The sequence below is a fragment of the Thalassobaculum sp. genome (assembly GCF_040219615.1).
Lineage (GTDB): Bacteria > Pseudomonadota > Alphaproteobacteria > Thalassobaculales > Thalassobaculaceae > Thalassobaculum_A.
On sequence record NZ_JAVJSE010000007.1, the window covers coordinates 25,329 to 40,277 of the forward strand.

16 protein-coding genes are annotated in these 14,949 nt (G+C 71.7%); 3 read left to right on the forward strand and 13 right to left on the reverse strand.

Going from position 1 to position 14,949, the window contains the following annotated elements; translation table 11 throughout:
* Positions 1-40: 40 nt before the first annotated feature.
* The 5 genes from RIC31_RS02330 to RIC31_RS02350 form a co-directional block, all read right to left on the reverse strand.
* Positions 41-892 carry a S1 family peptidase gene (locus RIC31_RS02330; RefSeq protein WP_350102461.1) on the reverse strand — a complete coding sequence of 284 codons (852 nt, stop codon included), beginning with the start codon at positions 890-892 and terminating at the stop codon, positions 41-43.
* Between the two features lie 4 nt (positions 893-896).
* On the reverse strand, positions 897-1,310 hold the full coding sequence (locus RIC31_RS02335) for a DUF350 domain-containing protein (protein ID WP_350102463.1): 414 nt from the start codon (positions 1,308-1,310) through the stop codon (positions 897-899).
* A 3-nt stretch (positions 1,311-1,313) separates the two neighbouring features.
* Entirely contained in the window at positions 1,314-1,850 is a 537-nt protein-coding gene (locus RIC31_RS02340) for a PilZ domain-containing protein (RefSeq protein ID WP_350102466.1), read from the reverse strand.
* A gap of 292 nt (positions 1,851-2,142) precedes the next feature.
* The gene (locus RIC31_RS02345) at positions 2,143-2,907 is read right to left on the reverse strand and encodes a sulfite exporter TauE/SafE family protein (RefSeq protein WP_350102470.1); all 765 of its coding nucleotides are present in this window, start codon (positions 2,905-2,907) and stop codon (positions 2,143-2,145) included.
* 7 nt (positions 2,908-2,914) lie between these two features.
* Complete coding sequence (locus tag RIC31_RS02350) at positions 2,915-3,304, reverse strand: hypothetical protein (protein ID WP_350102473.1); 390 nt, start codon at positions 3,302-3,304, stop codon at positions 2,915-2,917.
* A gap of 302 nt (positions 3,305-3,606) precedes the next feature.
* Between RIC31_RS02350 and RIC31_RS02355 the strand changes: the two genes are divergently transcribed.
* Positions 3,607-7,236, forward strand: coding sequence for an AsmA family protein (locus RIC31_RS02355; RefSeq protein WP_350102476.1), 3,630 nt, complete (start codon positions 3,607-3,609; stop codon positions 7,234-7,236).
* On the opposite strand, the gene RIC31_RS02360 is transcribed toward RIC31_RS02355, so the two are convergent.
* The 8 genes from RIC31_RS02360 to RIC31_RS02395 form a co-directional block, all read right to left on the reverse strand.
* Positions 7,229-7,471, reverse strand: coding sequence for a ribbon-helix-helix domain-containing protein (locus RIC31_RS02360; RefSeq protein ID WP_350102479.1), 243 nt, complete (start codon positions 7,469-7,471; stop codon positions 7,229-7,231). The two genes, RIC31_RS02355 and RIC31_RS02360, sit on opposite strands and share 8 nt — an antisense overlap.
* Positions 7,471-8,883 carry a class II fumarate hydratase gene (gene fumC / locus RIC31_RS02365; protein WP_350102483.1) on the reverse strand — a complete coding sequence of 471 codons (1,413 nt, stop codon included), beginning with the start codon at positions 8,881-8,883 and terminating at the stop codon, positions 7,471-7,473. The genes RIC31_RS02360 and fumC overlap by 1 nt, the downstream gene beginning before the upstream one ends.
* 24 nt (positions 8,884-8,907) lie before the next feature.
* On the reverse strand, positions 8,908-10,275 hold the full coding sequence (locus RIC31_RS02370) for a class I SAM-dependent RNA methyltransferase (protein ID WP_350102485.1): 1,368 nt from the start codon (positions 10,273-10,275) through the stop codon (positions 8,908-8,910).
* A gap of 30 nt (positions 10,276-10,305) precedes the next feature.
* The gene (locus tag RIC31_RS02375) at positions 10,306-10,959 is read right to left on the reverse strand and encodes a 2OG-Fe(II) oxygenase family protein (RefSeq protein WP_350102488.1); all 654 of its coding nucleotides are present in this window, start codon (positions 10,957-10,959) and stop codon (positions 10,306-10,308) included.
* Between the two features lie 90 nt (positions 10,960-11,049).
* Positions 11,050-11,442, reverse strand: coding sequence for a YbaN family protein (locus RIC31_RS02380; RefSeq protein ID WP_350102491.1), 393 nt, complete (start codon positions 11,440-11,442; stop codon positions 11,050-11,052).
* A 109-nt stretch (positions 11,443-11,551) separates the two neighbouring features.
* Entirely contained in the window at positions 11,552-11,881 is a 330-nt protein-coding gene (locus RIC31_RS02385; RefSeq protein WP_350102497.1) for an ArsR/SmtB family transcription factor, read from the reverse strand.
* Between the two features lie 81 nt (positions 11,882-11,962).
* A complete protein-coding gene (locus tag RIC31_RS02390) occupies positions 11,963-12,529 on the reverse strand; it encodes a carboxymuconolactone decarboxylase family protein (RefSeq protein ID WP_350102499.1) in 567 nt (188 codons plus the stop codon).
* Between the two features lie 25 nt (positions 12,530-12,554).
* Positions 12,555-13,241 carry a glutathione S-transferase family protein gene (locus tag RIC31_RS02395; RefSeq protein ID WP_350102502.1) on the reverse strand — a complete coding sequence of 229 codons (687 nt, stop codon included), beginning with the start codon at positions 13,239-13,241 and terminating at the stop codon, positions 12,555-12,557.
* A 132-nt stretch (positions 13,242-13,373) separates the two neighbouring features.
* Here RIC31_RS02395 and RIC31_RS02400 point away from each other — a divergent pair, with 132 nt between their 5' ends.
* Complete coding sequence (locus RIC31_RS02400; RefSeq protein WP_350102506.1) at positions 13,374-14,351, forward strand: zinc-dependent alcohol dehydrogenase family protein; 978 nt, start codon at positions 13,374-13,376, stop codon at positions 14,349-14,351.
* Between the two features lie 103 nt (positions 14,352-14,454).
* The gene (locus tag RIC31_RS02405; RefSeq protein WP_350102510.1) at positions 14,455-14,937 is read left to right on the forward strand and encodes a VOC family protein; all 483 of its coding nucleotides are present in this window, start codon (positions 14,455-14,457) and stop codon (positions 14,935-14,937) included.
* Positions 14,938-14,949: the final 12 nt, after the last annotated feature.

Below are 14,949 nucleotides of genomic sequence, written 5' to 3' on the forward strand. Positions count from 1 at the left end.
GCCCAGGGCAAGCGCGAGTTTCGCTGGCCGCCGCAGGCCTTCACCCGGTCACGCAGATCGCCTTGGCGACGACCAGGTCCTTGCGCAAGCGCTCGCCGGCCGCGACGAAGTCGTCGTCGTTCAGCGCCGGCACCGGTCCGTCGGCTGCCGGTGTCACGCCGGTCCGCGCCCACAGCTCGCGCATCGAGCGCGGGGCGGTGGTGAACGACCGGCCGCGGCGCACCGATCCGGCGACGTGCACGCCGACCAGGCGGCCGGCCGAGTCGAACACCGGGCCGCCGCTGATCCCGGACAGCGGCTCGTCCCGGTCGGGCACGCGCCTGACCTCGGCCCAGGCCAGCACCGGCTCGCGGGTGCTGTACCGCCCGGACTCGCGCAGCACGCCGCGGCCGAGCAGCGACGACCGCAGGGCCCCCGGCTCGCCGCCGGGAAACCCGAAATGGTAACCGGGCTGGCCGATCCGCAGGTCGTCATCGGCCACCGCCACCGCCACCGGCGCCGCCCGCACCGGTGCCCGGAACAGTGCCAGGTCGGCGTTCTGGTGGACCACGACCTCGCTGCCGCGAACCGCCCGGCGCGGGCCGGTGACGATCCCGACCTTGGCGCAGCCGTCGGCGACATGGCGCGCGGTCATCCAGAGCCCCCGGCCGATCGCGAAGGCGGTGCCGGAACTGTCGCGCTTCGGGCCCAGCTCGATCCGGATCTCGGGATCGCGGGACGACGCCTCGGGCAGCGGCCTGCCGGCCGGCGGGGTGACCGGCGCCGGGCGCCGCACCGAGGCGCGTGGGTCGGGTTCGTCCGGGCGGTCGCTGAACGAGCCGGACGTCAGCGCTCCGATCAGCAGCGCCAGGACGGCGACTACCAGGCCGAGGGTATCGTTGCCGAAGCGCACGTCGTCATCCGGTGACGGCGGCGGCGTTGATCGCGGCGACCGACAGCTTGACCGAGAACAGCAGGATCGCCGGGCCGATCTCGCCCGCCTCGATCCGGTGCGACATGCCCTGCATCACCGCCTCGATCACGCGCAGCGCGAGCAGTTGCAGCAGCAGGGTGACGACGCCCCAGATCAGGATGTCCCAGACGCTGACGCTGGCCGCCATGCAGAACGCCAGCGGGATCGCCAGCCCGAGCACCGCCCCGGAATAGGAGATCGCGGCCGCCACGTTGCCGTGCCGGATCAGGCCGATTTCGTCATGCGGGGTGATCCGGGTGTACAGCGCCGCCGCCCCGGCCAGCAGGCCGAGCGTCACCGCGAGGTGCAGCAGCAGGTTCGGAAACCCGGCGAGGAAGCTCTGGACGGCAGGCAGCATCGGTTACCTCAAGAACCAGACGGAATAGCCGATGGCGACCAGCACGGCGCCGGCGGCCGCGGCAATCGCCAGACGGCGCAGCAGCCGCCGCAGGTCGGCCCGGCGCTGATCGGCCTCGCGCGACGTCACATAGGCGCGCTCCACCGACGACAGGATCGCCAGCAGCCCGTCGATCTGCTCGGGCTCCATCGGCTCGAAGGCAACGCCGATGCGGTTGTCGTGCCTGTCATGGCGCACCACCGTGGCCCGGAAGCTGGTCTTGTAGAGCCGGGCGGTGGCACGGCTGTGGACCTCGCCTTCGATGACGCCGCCCACTTCCGGTCCGTCCACCGGATGATCGAGCATGAGGCCGCCGAGCGAGAGATCGTGCACCCGGTACCAGCCGCCGTCGACCTGGGCCCACACACGAGTCGCCTCGCGCCGGTGGTGGACGCGGCGCTCACGCCCGCCCGCCGGGGCCGTTGCCGGCACCGGAAGCTGGCTGGTCGATATGTCTGCCTGATATGCCAATGTCATCGATGCGCGAGTTTGACCGGGCATGTTGGACGCGTCGACTGTCCAGCCGACTCAAGGCATTATACCGAAGTTCCAGGTCATAGTCCGTCCGGTCGTTTCGCATCACCCGGAGGCGGCGGCGCGTTCGGCGCGGCCGGACCCGATCGCCTCCATCACGGCGGTGCCGATCGCCGCCGTACCGGCATTGCCGCCCAGCTCCGCGGGCCTCAGGCGGCCGTCGGCGAAGGCGCAGGCGACGGCCCGGTCCGGGATGCGCCCGGCCCTCGCGCAGTCGGCGACGCCGTGCTGGTCGCCCGGCCGTGCGGCCCGGGCAAGTTCAGGACGGCGCCAGGGCCTGCCAGAGGATCCGCAGCGCCAGCGCGCTCAGCAGCAGCCGGAAGACGAGCCTGAACCACCGCTCCGGCAGCCGGACCACGACCGCACGGCCGGCCAGGCTGCCGAGGAAGCCGGTTGCGATCATCGCCGCCGCGAACGGCAGCCAGGGCAGGAAGACGAAGCCGGTGGCGGCGAAGGCGGCGACCTTCAGGCCGTGCTTGAGGCTCATGCAGGCCGCCATGGTACCGATCGTGGCCTGCCGGTCGCCGAGCCGCTCGGGCGACAGGAACGGGGCCAGGAACGGGCCGGTGGCGCCGACGAACATGGAGATGAAGGCGGTGGCGGCCCCGACCGCGAGGAAGCCGCGTTCGGGCACCGGCCGGCTGCCAAGCCTGGGCGCCCAGGTCGAGATCAGGATGAAGGCGGCGACCACGACCAGCAGCACGGGACGCGGCAGGTTGACGGCGACCCCGGCTCCGATGCTGACGCCGACGGCCGCGCCGAGCGCGAACCACAGAAGGATGCCGTACCGGGTGCTCCGGCGGAACAGCACCGTCCGCCCGAGATTGGAGCCGAGCTGGACGACTCCGTGCACGGGGATCAGTGCTGCCGGCGGCAGCGCGCCGGCCAGGACCGCCAGCATCAGCAGGCCGCCGCCCAGCCCCATGGCGGCGGTCACCAGCGAGGCCAGGAAGCTGACCGCCAGCAGGCCGCCGGCCGTCCAGGGATCGATGCCGGCCGGCAGGGCGGCTAAAATCGCTTCCAAGCGCCTGTCACTCGAGGCCGGCTGCGGCGTTCATCTCCGGTAGCAGCTTGTCGCAGGCCCCGAGGTTCTGGCGGACCTTCGGGATCGCCTCGTCCGGCTTCAGGTCGATGATGTTCACCACGATCGCGGTGCGGCCCACGACATGTTCCATGAACCATGCCTCGCGCGCCCCGGCCGGCAGTTGCCGCGCGCTGAGCGCGTCGACGACATCGATGAAGGCCTGGCGCCTGGCCTCGTTGGGCTCCACCGTGAGGTCCAGGCGGTCGAACCCCGCCTGATAGAACGCGGCGCAGGACGCCGCGATATCGAGGAGCTGCTTCTCACGCTCGGGCGTGGCGGCATTCGCGCCGGCGGTGGAGAGTGCGATGGCCGCAGCCAGGGCCGGCAGTCGAAGCATGTGGTCCCCCACCTGACGAACTCGATCTTGGTGCATGAAGCACAATCGGCCGGTGGACCACAACCTGACAGACCACTTCATCCGCAGAGACCCGGCCATGCCAGACGGCGCCTGCCCCGCCCCGCATGCGACGAGGTGTGCCGCATCCTCCGAGCTTGCGCTAAGCTTCCCGTCGGTCGCAGGCATCGAAGCCGGCCGTGGCCGGAAATGCATGCCGGGTGGCGCGGTTCGCCGTATAACCGCCGGAATTGTGTCGCAGTTCTGGGTGTCTTTCGGATGAGTCCGGGTATCGGAGGTTCGCGTTGCGTAAGCTGCTGATCGGTCTTGCCGTCCTGATCGTCGTCCTGGTCGCCGCCGTGCTGGTGGTGCCCAGCCTGATCGACTGGAACGGCTACAAGCCGGAGATCCAGGCGGCCGCCCGCGAGGCGACCGGGCGTGATCTGCAGCTCAAGGGCGACATCGCGCTCAGCGTGCTGCCGTCGCCGTCGCTGTCGGTCGAGAACGTGACCTTCGCGAACATCGAGGGCGGCGCCGTTCCGGACATGGTCAGCCTGGACTCCCTCCGGGTCCACGTCGCGCTGATGCCGCTGCTGACCGGAAACGTCCACGTCACCTCCGTCACCCTGATCAAGCCGACCATCGTGCTGGAGCGCCTGGCCGACGGCCGCGCCAACTGGGAGTTCCCGGGCTCGGGCGCACCGGCCGACAGCGGCGGCGGCCAGGGCGGCACGCCCGGCGGCGGGGGAACCCCGGCGGTGGCCCTGGACTCGGCGTCCATCGAGGACGGTACGCTGGTCTATCGCGACGCCGCGGCCGGGACCGAGCACCGCATCGAGGCGCTGAACGCCACGGTTTCGGCGAACGGCCTGAAGGGCCCCTTCGAGGTCGGGGGGGCGCTCAGCTACCAGGGCCTGCCGATGACCTTCGAGGCGTCGGTCGGGCAGCTCGACGCCCAGCGTCCGAGCCAGGTCCGCATCGTGCTGGCGGCTGCCGAGAAGGCGCTGACGGCGACCGTCACCGGCAGCATCGACCAGTCGGCCGGCCCGGCCTTCAAGGGCGAGGCCGCGATCGATGCCCCCGATCTCGGCAAGGCGATCGAGCGGCTGACCGGCGCGCTGGGCGAGCCGGCCCCGGCGGTCGGCAGCGGCCAGAAGCTGGCCCTGACGACCAAGCTGTCGGGCTCGCCGGAGGCGGTCGAACTGGCCGATCTGGCGGTCGTGCTCGGCGAGTCGCGCCTGCAGGGCACTGTCGCGGTCGCTCTCGCCGACGGCCTGACGGTCGACGCCAAGCTCAGCGGGAACCGCCTGGACCTCGACGCCCTGATGCCGAAGCCGGCCGCCGATGCGGCGGCCCCGGCGGGCGGCGCCCCTGCCGGGGATGCCCCCGCCGGCGGCGGGACCGCCGGCTTAGCGCTGCCGACCGGCATCGGCGGGTCGATCGACCTTGCGGTCGACGCCGTGCAGTACAAGGGCGCCTCGATCCGCAAGGTCCGGCTGGCCGCCGACCTGGTCGACGGTGCCGCCAGTCTCCGGCTGGCGACCGCGCAACTGCCGGGCGGCACCGAGATGACGGTGACCGGAACGGCGACCACCACGGGCGGCGATCCGCAGTTCGTCGGCCGGCTCGAGCTGGTGTCCGACAACCTGCGGGGCACCCTGGAATGGGCCGGGGTGGACACCGCCGGCGTGGCCGCCGACCGGTTGCGCAAGGCGTCGATCCGGGCCGCGGTGAACGCGACGCCGCGCAAGGTCGAGGTCACCGACTGGACCATGGAGCTCGACACCACCAAGGCCAAGGGCGGCCTGACCCTGGTGATCCGCGAGCGCCCGGCCTTCGGGCTGAGCCTCGAGGTCGATCGTATCGACGTCGACGCCTATCTGCCGGCGGCCGCGGGCGGCCAGCCGGCCCAGGGCGACACACAGCAGGCCGGCGCAACGCAGGGCGATGCGACGGCAAAGCCGGCCCAGGGAGACGCCAAGAACCCGCTGGCGGCGCTCAATGCGGTCGACGCCAACGTGAACATCAAGATCGGCGAGGCCACCGCCCTCGGCTTCCCGGTGCGCGACGCCCGCATCGACGCGCTGCTGCAGAACGGCACCCTGACCCTGCGCGACGTCGGCGTCGCCGACCTCGGCGGCGCCAGGGCGACCGTCGCCGGCGTGCTGAAGGACGCCGCCGGCAAGCCCTCGGTCGACCTGAAGTTCGACGTGACGGTGGTCAATGTCGACCGGTTCGCCAAGCTGCTCTCGACCGAGTCGCCGATCCCCGCCAAGCAACTCGGCCAGGTGTCGCTGAAGGGCACCGCCACCGGCGACATGCAGGATGTGAAGGTCGACGTGAAGCTGGCGGCCGCCGGCGGCAGCTTTGCCGTCAAGGGCACGGCCAAGCCGCTGGTCTCGCCGCCGGTCCTGGACCTGGCCCTGACGTTGTCGCATCCGGACGCCAACAAGCTGGCGGCGGTGCTGGCCCCGGGTGCGCTGGACGGCGTCGGTCCGCTCGGCCCGCTGGACGGTCGGGGAACCATCCGTACCCGCGACGACGGCCGCTACGCCAACAAGCTGGACGTAAGCCTCGCCGGCGGCAGCCTGGCGCTGGTCGGCAACGCAGCTCCCTTCGCCGCCGTGCCGGACGTCGACATGGCGGTGGACTTCTCGCACCCCGACGCCGTCAAGCTGATCCGGACCTTCTCGCCGAAATACCGTCCGGCCGGCAGGGATCTGGGCGGCGCCAAGGTGCGGACCCGGTTCAAGGGCCCGGTCGACAACCTGCAGCTGTTCGAGACCGAGCTCGGGATGGGAGCGATCAGGGCGACCGGCGAGGGTTCCGTCGACTCGCGCGGCGCGCGGCCGAAGGTCACCCTGGCGCTCGCCGCCAACACCGTGGCGGTCGATCCCTGGCTGCCGCCGTCGGCGCCGAAGCCCCAGGGCGCTGCCCCGGCGGCACCGGTTCCGGCCGGCCCGGCCGCCCCGGCGCGCGAATGGTCGCGCGAGCGGATCGACACCTCGGCCCTGTCGGCCGTGGACGCCGACCTCAGGGCCAGCATCGAGTCGATCGTCTACGGCTCCTACGTGGTCGACCACGCGCAGCTCGTGGCGGTCCTGCAGGACGGCGTGCTCGACCTCTCGAAGCTGGCCGGCGGCATGTTCGGCGGCACATTCGACATGACCGGGCGGGTGGCGGACCGGCCGACGCCGACCGCCGCGGTGGTGGTCAAGGTGCGCGATGCCGACGTCCGCAAGGCGGCGCAGTCGGCCGCCAACACCGACACGGTGAGCGGCATCCTGACCTACGACACTGACCTGAAGACCCAGGGCACATCGGAGGCCGAGCTGGTCTCGGCGCTGGCCGGCACCGGGTCGTTCAGCGTCCGCGACGGGGTGGTGAAGGGGTTCGACCTGAAGGCCTTCTCGGACCAGCTCAAGGTGCTCGACCGGGCGCCCGACTTCGTGCAGCTGGTGCAGAAGTCGCTGTCCGGCGGACAGACCAGCTTCTCGTCGCTGACCGGCACCTACACCGTGACCAAGGGCGTGCTGCGCTCCAACGACATCAAGCTGCAGGCGGAGGCGGCGGCCGGCACGGCCACCGCGGTGGTCGACCTGCCGCCACAGCAGATGGACGTGAAGACGTCGTTCCGCCTGTCCGAGCACCCGAACGCGCCGCCGGTCGGGGTGCGGCTGGTCGGGCCGCTCGACAACCCGCGGCGGATCTTCGAGATCGAGGAGATGCAGGCTTATGTGATCCAGCGCCTCGTCGAGCGCGGGGTGCTGCGGCAGTTCGACAAGAACGGCAAGGTGCAGGATCTGCTCAACGGTATCCAGGGTGGCGGTCAGGCCCCGGCGCCGGCCGCACCCGACGCGCCGTCCCCGGCGGAGCCGCAGCAGATCAAGCCGGAGGAAGCGGTGAAGGGCCTGCTGAAAGGGCTGCTCAAGTAGTTCCGGCCGGATCGAGCCGCGCCCGTCGCGCGCACTCCTCGAGAACCCAGACGCGGACCGCGCTCGACAGGTTGGTGGTGCGGTCGCGGTCGATCTCGGCCACCAGGGCATTCACCGACAGGCCGCGTTCGGCCGCGAACTGGCCGAGCCGCAGCCAGAACGCGTCCTCCATCGAGATGCTGGTGGCATGACCGGCCAGCGTCACCGACCGCTTGCGGGGGGCGGCGGGATCCATCATCGCTCGGGGCCCAACGCCGACTCCGGGCCCAGCATCGCCTCGGGTCGCACCCAGCGGTCGAAGTCGTCGGCGCCGACCAGGCCGAGCCGCAAGGCCGCCTCGCGCAGCGTGCTGCCGTCGGCATGCGCCGTCTTGGCGATCTTCGCGGCCGCGTCGTAGCCGATATGGGGGGCCAGCGCGGTCACCAGCATCAGGCTGCGGCCGAGCAGGTCGGCGATGCGGTCGCGGTCGGCCTCCAGGCCCTCGATGCAGCGCTCGGCGAAGCTGGCGGCGGCGTCGCCGAGCAGTCGCGCCGATTGCAGCAGTGCGTCGATCATGACCGGCTTGAAGACGTTCAGTTCCATGTGGCCGCTGGCTCCGGCGACGGTGACCGTGGCGTGGTTGCCCATGACCCGGGCACACACCTGGGTCAACGCCTCAGCCTGCGTCGGGTTCACTTTCCCGGGCATGATCGACGACCCCGGCTCGTTCGCCGGCAGAATCAGTTCGCCGAGCCCGCAGCGCGGGCCGGAGCCGAGCAGGCGGACGTCGTTGGCAATCTTCATCAGCGAGACCGCGACGGTGTTGAGCGCGCCGGACGCCTCGACCACCGCGTCATGCGCCGCCAGCGCCTCGAACTTGTTCGGGGCGGTGACGAACGGCAGGCCGGTCAGGGCGGCAAGCTCCTCGGCGAACGCGGTCGCGAAGCCCTCGGGGGCGTTCACGCCGGTGCCGACCGCGGTGCCGCCCTGTGCCACCCGGTAGAGCCGCGGCAGGGTCGCCTCGACGCGCTCGATGCCCATCGCGACCTGGTGGGCCCAGGCCCCGACCGCGTCGCCCAGGCGCAGCGGGGTGGCGTCCTGCAGATGGGTGCGGCCGATCTTCACGATGTCGGCGAACGCCTCGGCCTTGCCGGCGAGGGCGGCGTGCAGGCGGCCGAGGCCCGGCATCAGCCGGCCGTGGATCTCGCGGATCGCCGCCACGTGCATGGCGGTCGGGAAGCTGTCGTTGGACGACTGGCTGCGGTTGACGTGGTCGTTCGGATGGACCGGCGACTTGCCGCCGCGCTCGCTGCCGAGCGCCTCGTTGGCGCGGTTGGCGATCACCTCGTTGAGGTTCATGTTGGTCTGGGTGCCCGAGCCGGTCTGCCAGACCACCAAGGGGAACTCGTCGTCCAGCTCGCCGGCCGCGATCGCCGCGGCGGCGGTCTCGATGGCGTCGGCGATCCCGGGTTCCAACGCGCCGAGCCGGCGGTTGGCCCGGGCCGCCGCCTGCTTCTGCAGGGCGAAGGCGTGGATCAGGGCGGCCGGCATGCGCTCGCCGCCGATCGGGAAGTTATCGAGCGACCGCTGGGTCTGCGCCCCCCAGTAGCGGTCGGCCGGCACCTCGACCGCGCCGAGGCTGTCCGTCTCGGTCCGGGTAGCGGCCATCGTGGTCTCCTGGACTATCGAAAGCTAGCGCCGCAGCACGGCAACAAGTTCGATGTGGGGCGACCACAGGAATTGATCAATCGGCAGCACCCGATCGAGGCGATAGCCGCCGTCGATCAGTATCCGGGCGTCGCGGGCGAAGGTCGCCGGATTGCAGGAGACCGCCACCACGGTCGGGACCGTCGACGCCGCCAGGGCCTCGGCCTGGGCCTTGGCGCCGGCGCGCGGCGGGTCGAATACCGCCAGCTCGACGCCGACCAGCTCGGCGCCCTCGAACGGACGGGCGAACAGGTCCCGGACCTCGGTCGCCAGCCGGTCGCCGATCCCGGCGGCGTCGGCGGCGGCGCGCAGGGCGGCGATCGCACGGGCGTCGCCGTCGGCTGCGACCACCGGGCCGCCGGCGGCCAGCGGCAGCGCCAGGGTGCCGAGGCCGGAGAACAGGTCGATCCGCCGGCCCGCTCCCTCGGCCGCCGCCGCCACGGCGTCGCGGATCGCCGCCTCGCCGGAGCGCGTGGCCTGCAGGAAGCCGCCGGCCGGCGGGGTGACGTCGATCCCGCCGAACCGGACGGTCGCGGCGCGTCGGGCGGCCAGCGGCTCCGTGCGGTCGTGCCCCTCGCCGGCGCGACGCACCGACAGGCGTGCGAGGTCCAGGCTCTCGGCCAGCGCCGCCCAGGCTTCGCGGGCCGCCAGGTCGGGGTGGTCCGGCAGCACCAGCAGGGCATCGACGCCGGTATCCAGCAGGGCCAGAAGCAGGTCTGCCGAAGCCGCCCCGGGCAGCCGCTGCTCGAGGGCCGAACGGAAGGCAGGCAGTACCGCCTGCAGGGCCGGCTCGAGCACCGGGCACTCGGCGACGTCGACGATCCGGTTGCCCTGGCGCTCGTGGAACCCCATGACGGTGCCGGTCGTGAGGCGGCGGGCCGACAGGTCGGCGCGGCGCCGGGTACCGGGCTGGGCCCGGACCGTCCCGGCGACCTCGACCTCGCCGAGGCCGACCCGGCGCAGGTGGCCGCGCACCTGCTCGGCCTTCCAGGCCGCGTAGGGATCGTCGGCCCAGTGCTGCAGGGCGCAGCCGCCGCAGGTCATGAAGTGCGGGCAGGGCGGCTCGACCCGGTCCGGCGAGACCTCCAGCAGTTCCATCGGACTGGCGAACACGCCCTCGCCGCGGTCGGCCTCGGGCCGGGCGCGGACCCGCTCGCCCGGCAGGGTATAGGGCACGAACACCGAGCGCCGCTGGGTTTCCCAGCCGAGCTTCACCTCGGCGTGGCCGACGCCGTCGCCGCGCCCGCCGACCAGGTCGATCGTCAGCTCGATCGGGTCGGCATTGGCCTGGACGTGGCCTTTGCGCATCGGGGTCGGGCGGCCCGACCGGCGACGCCTGGGTGAACGGGCCATCAGCGGTTTCCCATCGTCAGCGTTCGCCCGTCACGCACGGGTTCCGTCTTCCCGGAAGCCCTTCCACACCGGCGCCGAGCACCGGGTGGCGTAGTCGTCGAGCATCACGTTGAAGCTGATGCTGACCCGTTCCTGGTTGCCGTAGTTCGGCCGCACGCTGTGGCGCAGCCAGGAGGGGAACAGGACCATCCGGCCCGGCTTGGCCTCGACCTGGATCTCGGCCTGCGTCTCGGGCACCGCCCGGGTCGTGGCCGGCTGCAGCAGCTGCGCCTGCGGGCGCGGGTCGTGGAACACGATCGAATCGGCGTTCGGCGGCGTCTGCAGATAGTAGACGCCGGACACCAGGTTGTTCGGGTGGATGTGCGGCGGATGGAAGCCGCCGGCCGGATTGATGTTCGCCCAGCAGCCGGTGATCAGCCAGGTGCGCTCGCGCAGGGCCAGGGCTTCCAGGACGCTGTCGACCGCACCCTGGACGAACGGCAGCAGCGGCGCGAACTCGGCGCGCTCGTGCAGGTCGTGGGTGGTCTGCCAGGTCTCGCCCGGCTTCAGGGCCGGCCGCGGGGTGAACCAGCGCTCCAGCAGGTCGAGCAGGCCGGCGTTGATCGGGCCCGCCTGATCTTCCGGCAGGTCGAAGCCCCAGACCGGCGTGGCGAACAGCGGAAACGCGGCGGTCTTGGCGAACATCGGCTCCTCCGGGATTCGGCGGAACCTAGCCGATGCCGACGACGGCCGCCAGCGCGACGAGTGCTGCGGCACGGAGGGGCTGAACCGGGCTCAGGCGACGTCGGCGACCCGGCTCGGTCGGGTGACGATCCACAGCGCGACCAATGCCATGACACCGCCCGAGATTGCCGGCAGCCGCCAGTCGCCCTGCGACATCAGCACGAGGCCGACCGCGGTGGCGGCCATCATCGACAGCGCCGCGACCTTGGCGCGCACCGGGATCACCCGGTGGGCATGCCAGTCGCGGATCGTGCGGCCGAAGCGGGGATGCTCGTAGAGCCAGAGGTGAAAGCGCTCCGACGATCGCGAGAACGCCCAGGCGGCAATCAGCAGGAACACGGTGCCGGGCAGGCCGGGCAGGATGACGCCGGCGATCCCGACCGCAGTGCAGACGAAGCCGAGGGCGAGAAGTGCCCCGCGCGCCGGACCGCAGAGCCGGCGCACGGGGCGAGCAGGGGTCTCGGGTACAACGACGTTCGTCATAGTGGGTCGAATATAGCGCAACTGCCGTGAAGGCAAAGTTAACGCCGCCGATCACTGCGATACGGGCGGCCTATCGTGCCCGGGCAACGCCGAGCGGCGGGACCGCGACCGGGCCGGGCACGGCCTGGCACGTCGTCGTCACGAAATCCAGGAGCCGGCGCGTCCCCGTGGGGTCGGCGGCGTAATAGACGAACCGCCCCTCCCGCCGGGTCCGCACCAGCCCGGCGCGCTCGAGCAGGCTGAGATGGTGCGACAGGGTCGAGGCCACCACCCCGAGACGCTCGGCGACCGCGCCCGCGGCAAGTCCCCGGGGGCCGGCGTCGACCAGCAGGCGGAACGCCTCCAGCCGGGTCGGCTGCGACAGGGCGGCGAAGACGGTGGCGGCGGTCGGTGCGTCCATGCTTCGAGCATTGTCGAAGCGTGCGACGATAGAATTACGGTGCCGTGACAGTTTTGTGACGCCGCGCGCCGCCGCGCCGGGCTACTCCAGCTCGGCGACGAAATCGCCTTCCAGCGGCACGTTGAACGCGTTGATGGTCATCGAGATCAGCGTGTAGTAGCCGAGGATCCCGACCAGGTCGACGACCGCGGTCGTGCCCAGCACCGAGACCGCCTCGTCGTACAGCTCCTGCGGCACCTTGCGGTCGACGTGCAGGGCTCGGGCGAAGTCGTGCACCACCCGCTCGTCGGCCTTCTCGAACGGCGGCGTCCGGCGCGTCCGGATCGCCTCGACCACCGCCTCCGACAGGCCGGCCTTCAGGGCGATCGGCTTGTGCACGGCCCACTCGAACTGGGCGGTCCACACCCGGCCGGTGACCAGGATGGCGAGCTCCGAAAGCCGCGGCTCCAGGGAGGTGCCGAACCGGCAGAACGCGCCCAGGCGCTGGGCGTTGTCGGCGAGGCCCGGGCTGTTCAGCCAGACCGCCAGCGGGCCCTGGACCTTGCCGCGCGGGCCGCTGGCGATGGCGTCGTGGATCACCTTCTGCTCGGGTGTCAGCCTGGCCGGGTCGAGGGCGGGGAGCCGCGGCGGCGGCATGGTCACGGTCATCTCAGGAGGCTCCCGTCGGTGAGGGTCAGGCGGCGGGCTCGCCGCGGGCGAGGCCGGCGTGCAGGTCGAGCACGCGTTCGAACCAAGCATGGATCGGATCGTCCTGGGCGACCACCCCGTAGGGACTGGTGCAGCGCGCCCACTGCAGGGTGCCGAACAGCACGTAGTCGGCATAGCTCGGCGCGGCACCGCCGACGAAGTCCTGGCCGCCGACCACGACACGGTACGGCTCCAGCGCCTTGCGGAAGCCGTCGACCTTCTGGTCGCGGTCGGCCTGGACCTCGGCGAGCGGCCGGCCGAAGCGTTGCTGGCGGGAGCTGTCGAAATACTCGCGGTCGGCCGGGTCCACGTGCTCCAGGATATCGGCGATGATCAGCGGGCCGAGCAGCGGCTGGATCGTGGTGTTGACGAAGGCGTTGATCGCCTTGGCCATGCCGCGCCCGGCCGGGCCGCCGAACAGCGACGGCCGGTCCGGATAGCTGTCCTCCAGATACTCGGTGATCGCCCAGCTGTCGTTCACGACCCGGTCGCCGTCCACGATCACCGGCACCAGCTTCTGGCCGGAGAATTCCAGCTTGTGCTTCTCGGTGAACTTCACGAGTTCCAGGTCGTAGGACAGCCCCTTGTGCGCCAGCGCCATGCGGGTGCGCCAGCCATAGGGGCTGAAGCGCTTCGCGTCGCGGCCGCACAGGTCGTAGAAGGTGATCGCCATCGGAAGCCTCGCCTGCCTGGGAATGCCCGGCGCACTCGTAGCATTCGCATGCGCGCTCGGGCAATCTGGGTTGCCGCGAAGGGATACGTGCCGGGCGCCGATGGCCCGGCGGATTGACTTGGAGGACGCTCGATGACCCATGCTGAACTGACCAGGATCGGACCGGCGGAGAGCGTCGTCCGCTGCGTCGAGGGGCCGGCGCTGCCGCCGCCGGGGACCGGCGAGATCGTCGTGCGGATCGAGGCGGCCGGCATCAACCCGGCCGACATCCTGATGATCGAGGGCAACTACGCCGTGGTCCCCCAGACCCCGTGCCGGCTCGGCATCGAAGGCGCGGGGACGGTCGGCGCCGTCGGCGCCGGTGTCGACGGCCTCGCGGTCGGCGACAAGGTGCTGTCGCTCGCCCGCAACAACTGGTGCTCGGAACAGCTCCTGAAGCCGCAGGAGGTGGTGAAGCTGCCGGCCGGCATCGACATGCTGCAGGCCGGCATGCTGAAGGCCAACCCGGCCTCGGCCCTGCTGATGCTGACCGAGTACGTGCCGCTGCAACCGGGCGACTGGGTGCTGCAGGACGCCGGCAATTCGGCGGTCGGCCTCAACCTCGTGTCGATCGCCAGGGCGCGGGGTCTCCGGACCGTCAGCATCGTGCGCCGGGACAGCGCCGTCGAGCCGGTCCGGGCCGCCGGCGGCGACGTTGTGCTGGTCGACGGGCCGGACCTGGCGGTGCGCATCCGCGAGGCGACCGGCGGCGCCGACATCGGGCTCGCCATCGACGCGGTCGCCGGGCCGATCGTCGAGACCCTGGGCGACGCCCTCGCCGAGGGCGGCACCGTCGTCAATTACGGCCTGCTCTCCGGCAAGCCCTGCCAGCTCCGGGCCGACCAGGTGGTGTTCAAGGACATCCGGCTGGTCGGGTTCTGGCTGGCCAAGGTCATGCCGAAGCTCGGCTACGATCGGATCGCGGCGATGTACCGCGACCTCGCCGGCTACGTGATGGACGGGGTCATCGACATCCCGGTCGAGGCGACCTATCCGCTGGCCGAGGTCGGCCGGGCGCTCGCCCACGCCAAGCGCGAGGCACGCGGCGGCAAGGTGGTGCTGACGCCGTGATCCAGGGCTGGTCGCGCAGAGCCGCGGGGTTGGCGCCGCGTCCGCCCTGGCCCATGTTCTTGGAAACGCCGGAAGACCCGGCGGCAGGGAGGAGCGCCAGCCGATGATCAAGCGTCTGCACCACAACGCCTACCGATGCCGGGACTCCGAGGAGACCCGGCGGTTCTACGAGGATTTCCTGGGGCTGCCGCTGGCCCACAGCATCGCCATCCGGACCACCAAGACCGGCCGCGATGCCGACGTGCTGCACACCTTCTACACCCTGGAGGACGGCTCCAGCCTGGCGTTCTTCGAGGCCCCGGACATGCCGTTCGAGTTCAAGGACCAGCACGACTTCGACCTCCACATCGCGCTCGAGGTCAGCGCGGAGGACATGCTGGCGATGCACGAGAAGGGCAAGGCGCTCGGCATCGAGACCCGCGGCATCAGCGACCACGACTTCTGCCGCTCGATCTATTTCCGCGACCCCAACGGCTACGTCATCGAGCTGTCGACCCGAGAGCCCGGCTACGACGCGGCCATGGACCCGGCCAGGAGCGGTGCCCGCGCCATCCTCGACGAGTGGCAGGCCGGCAAGGCGGGCTGACGGGCGAACGGC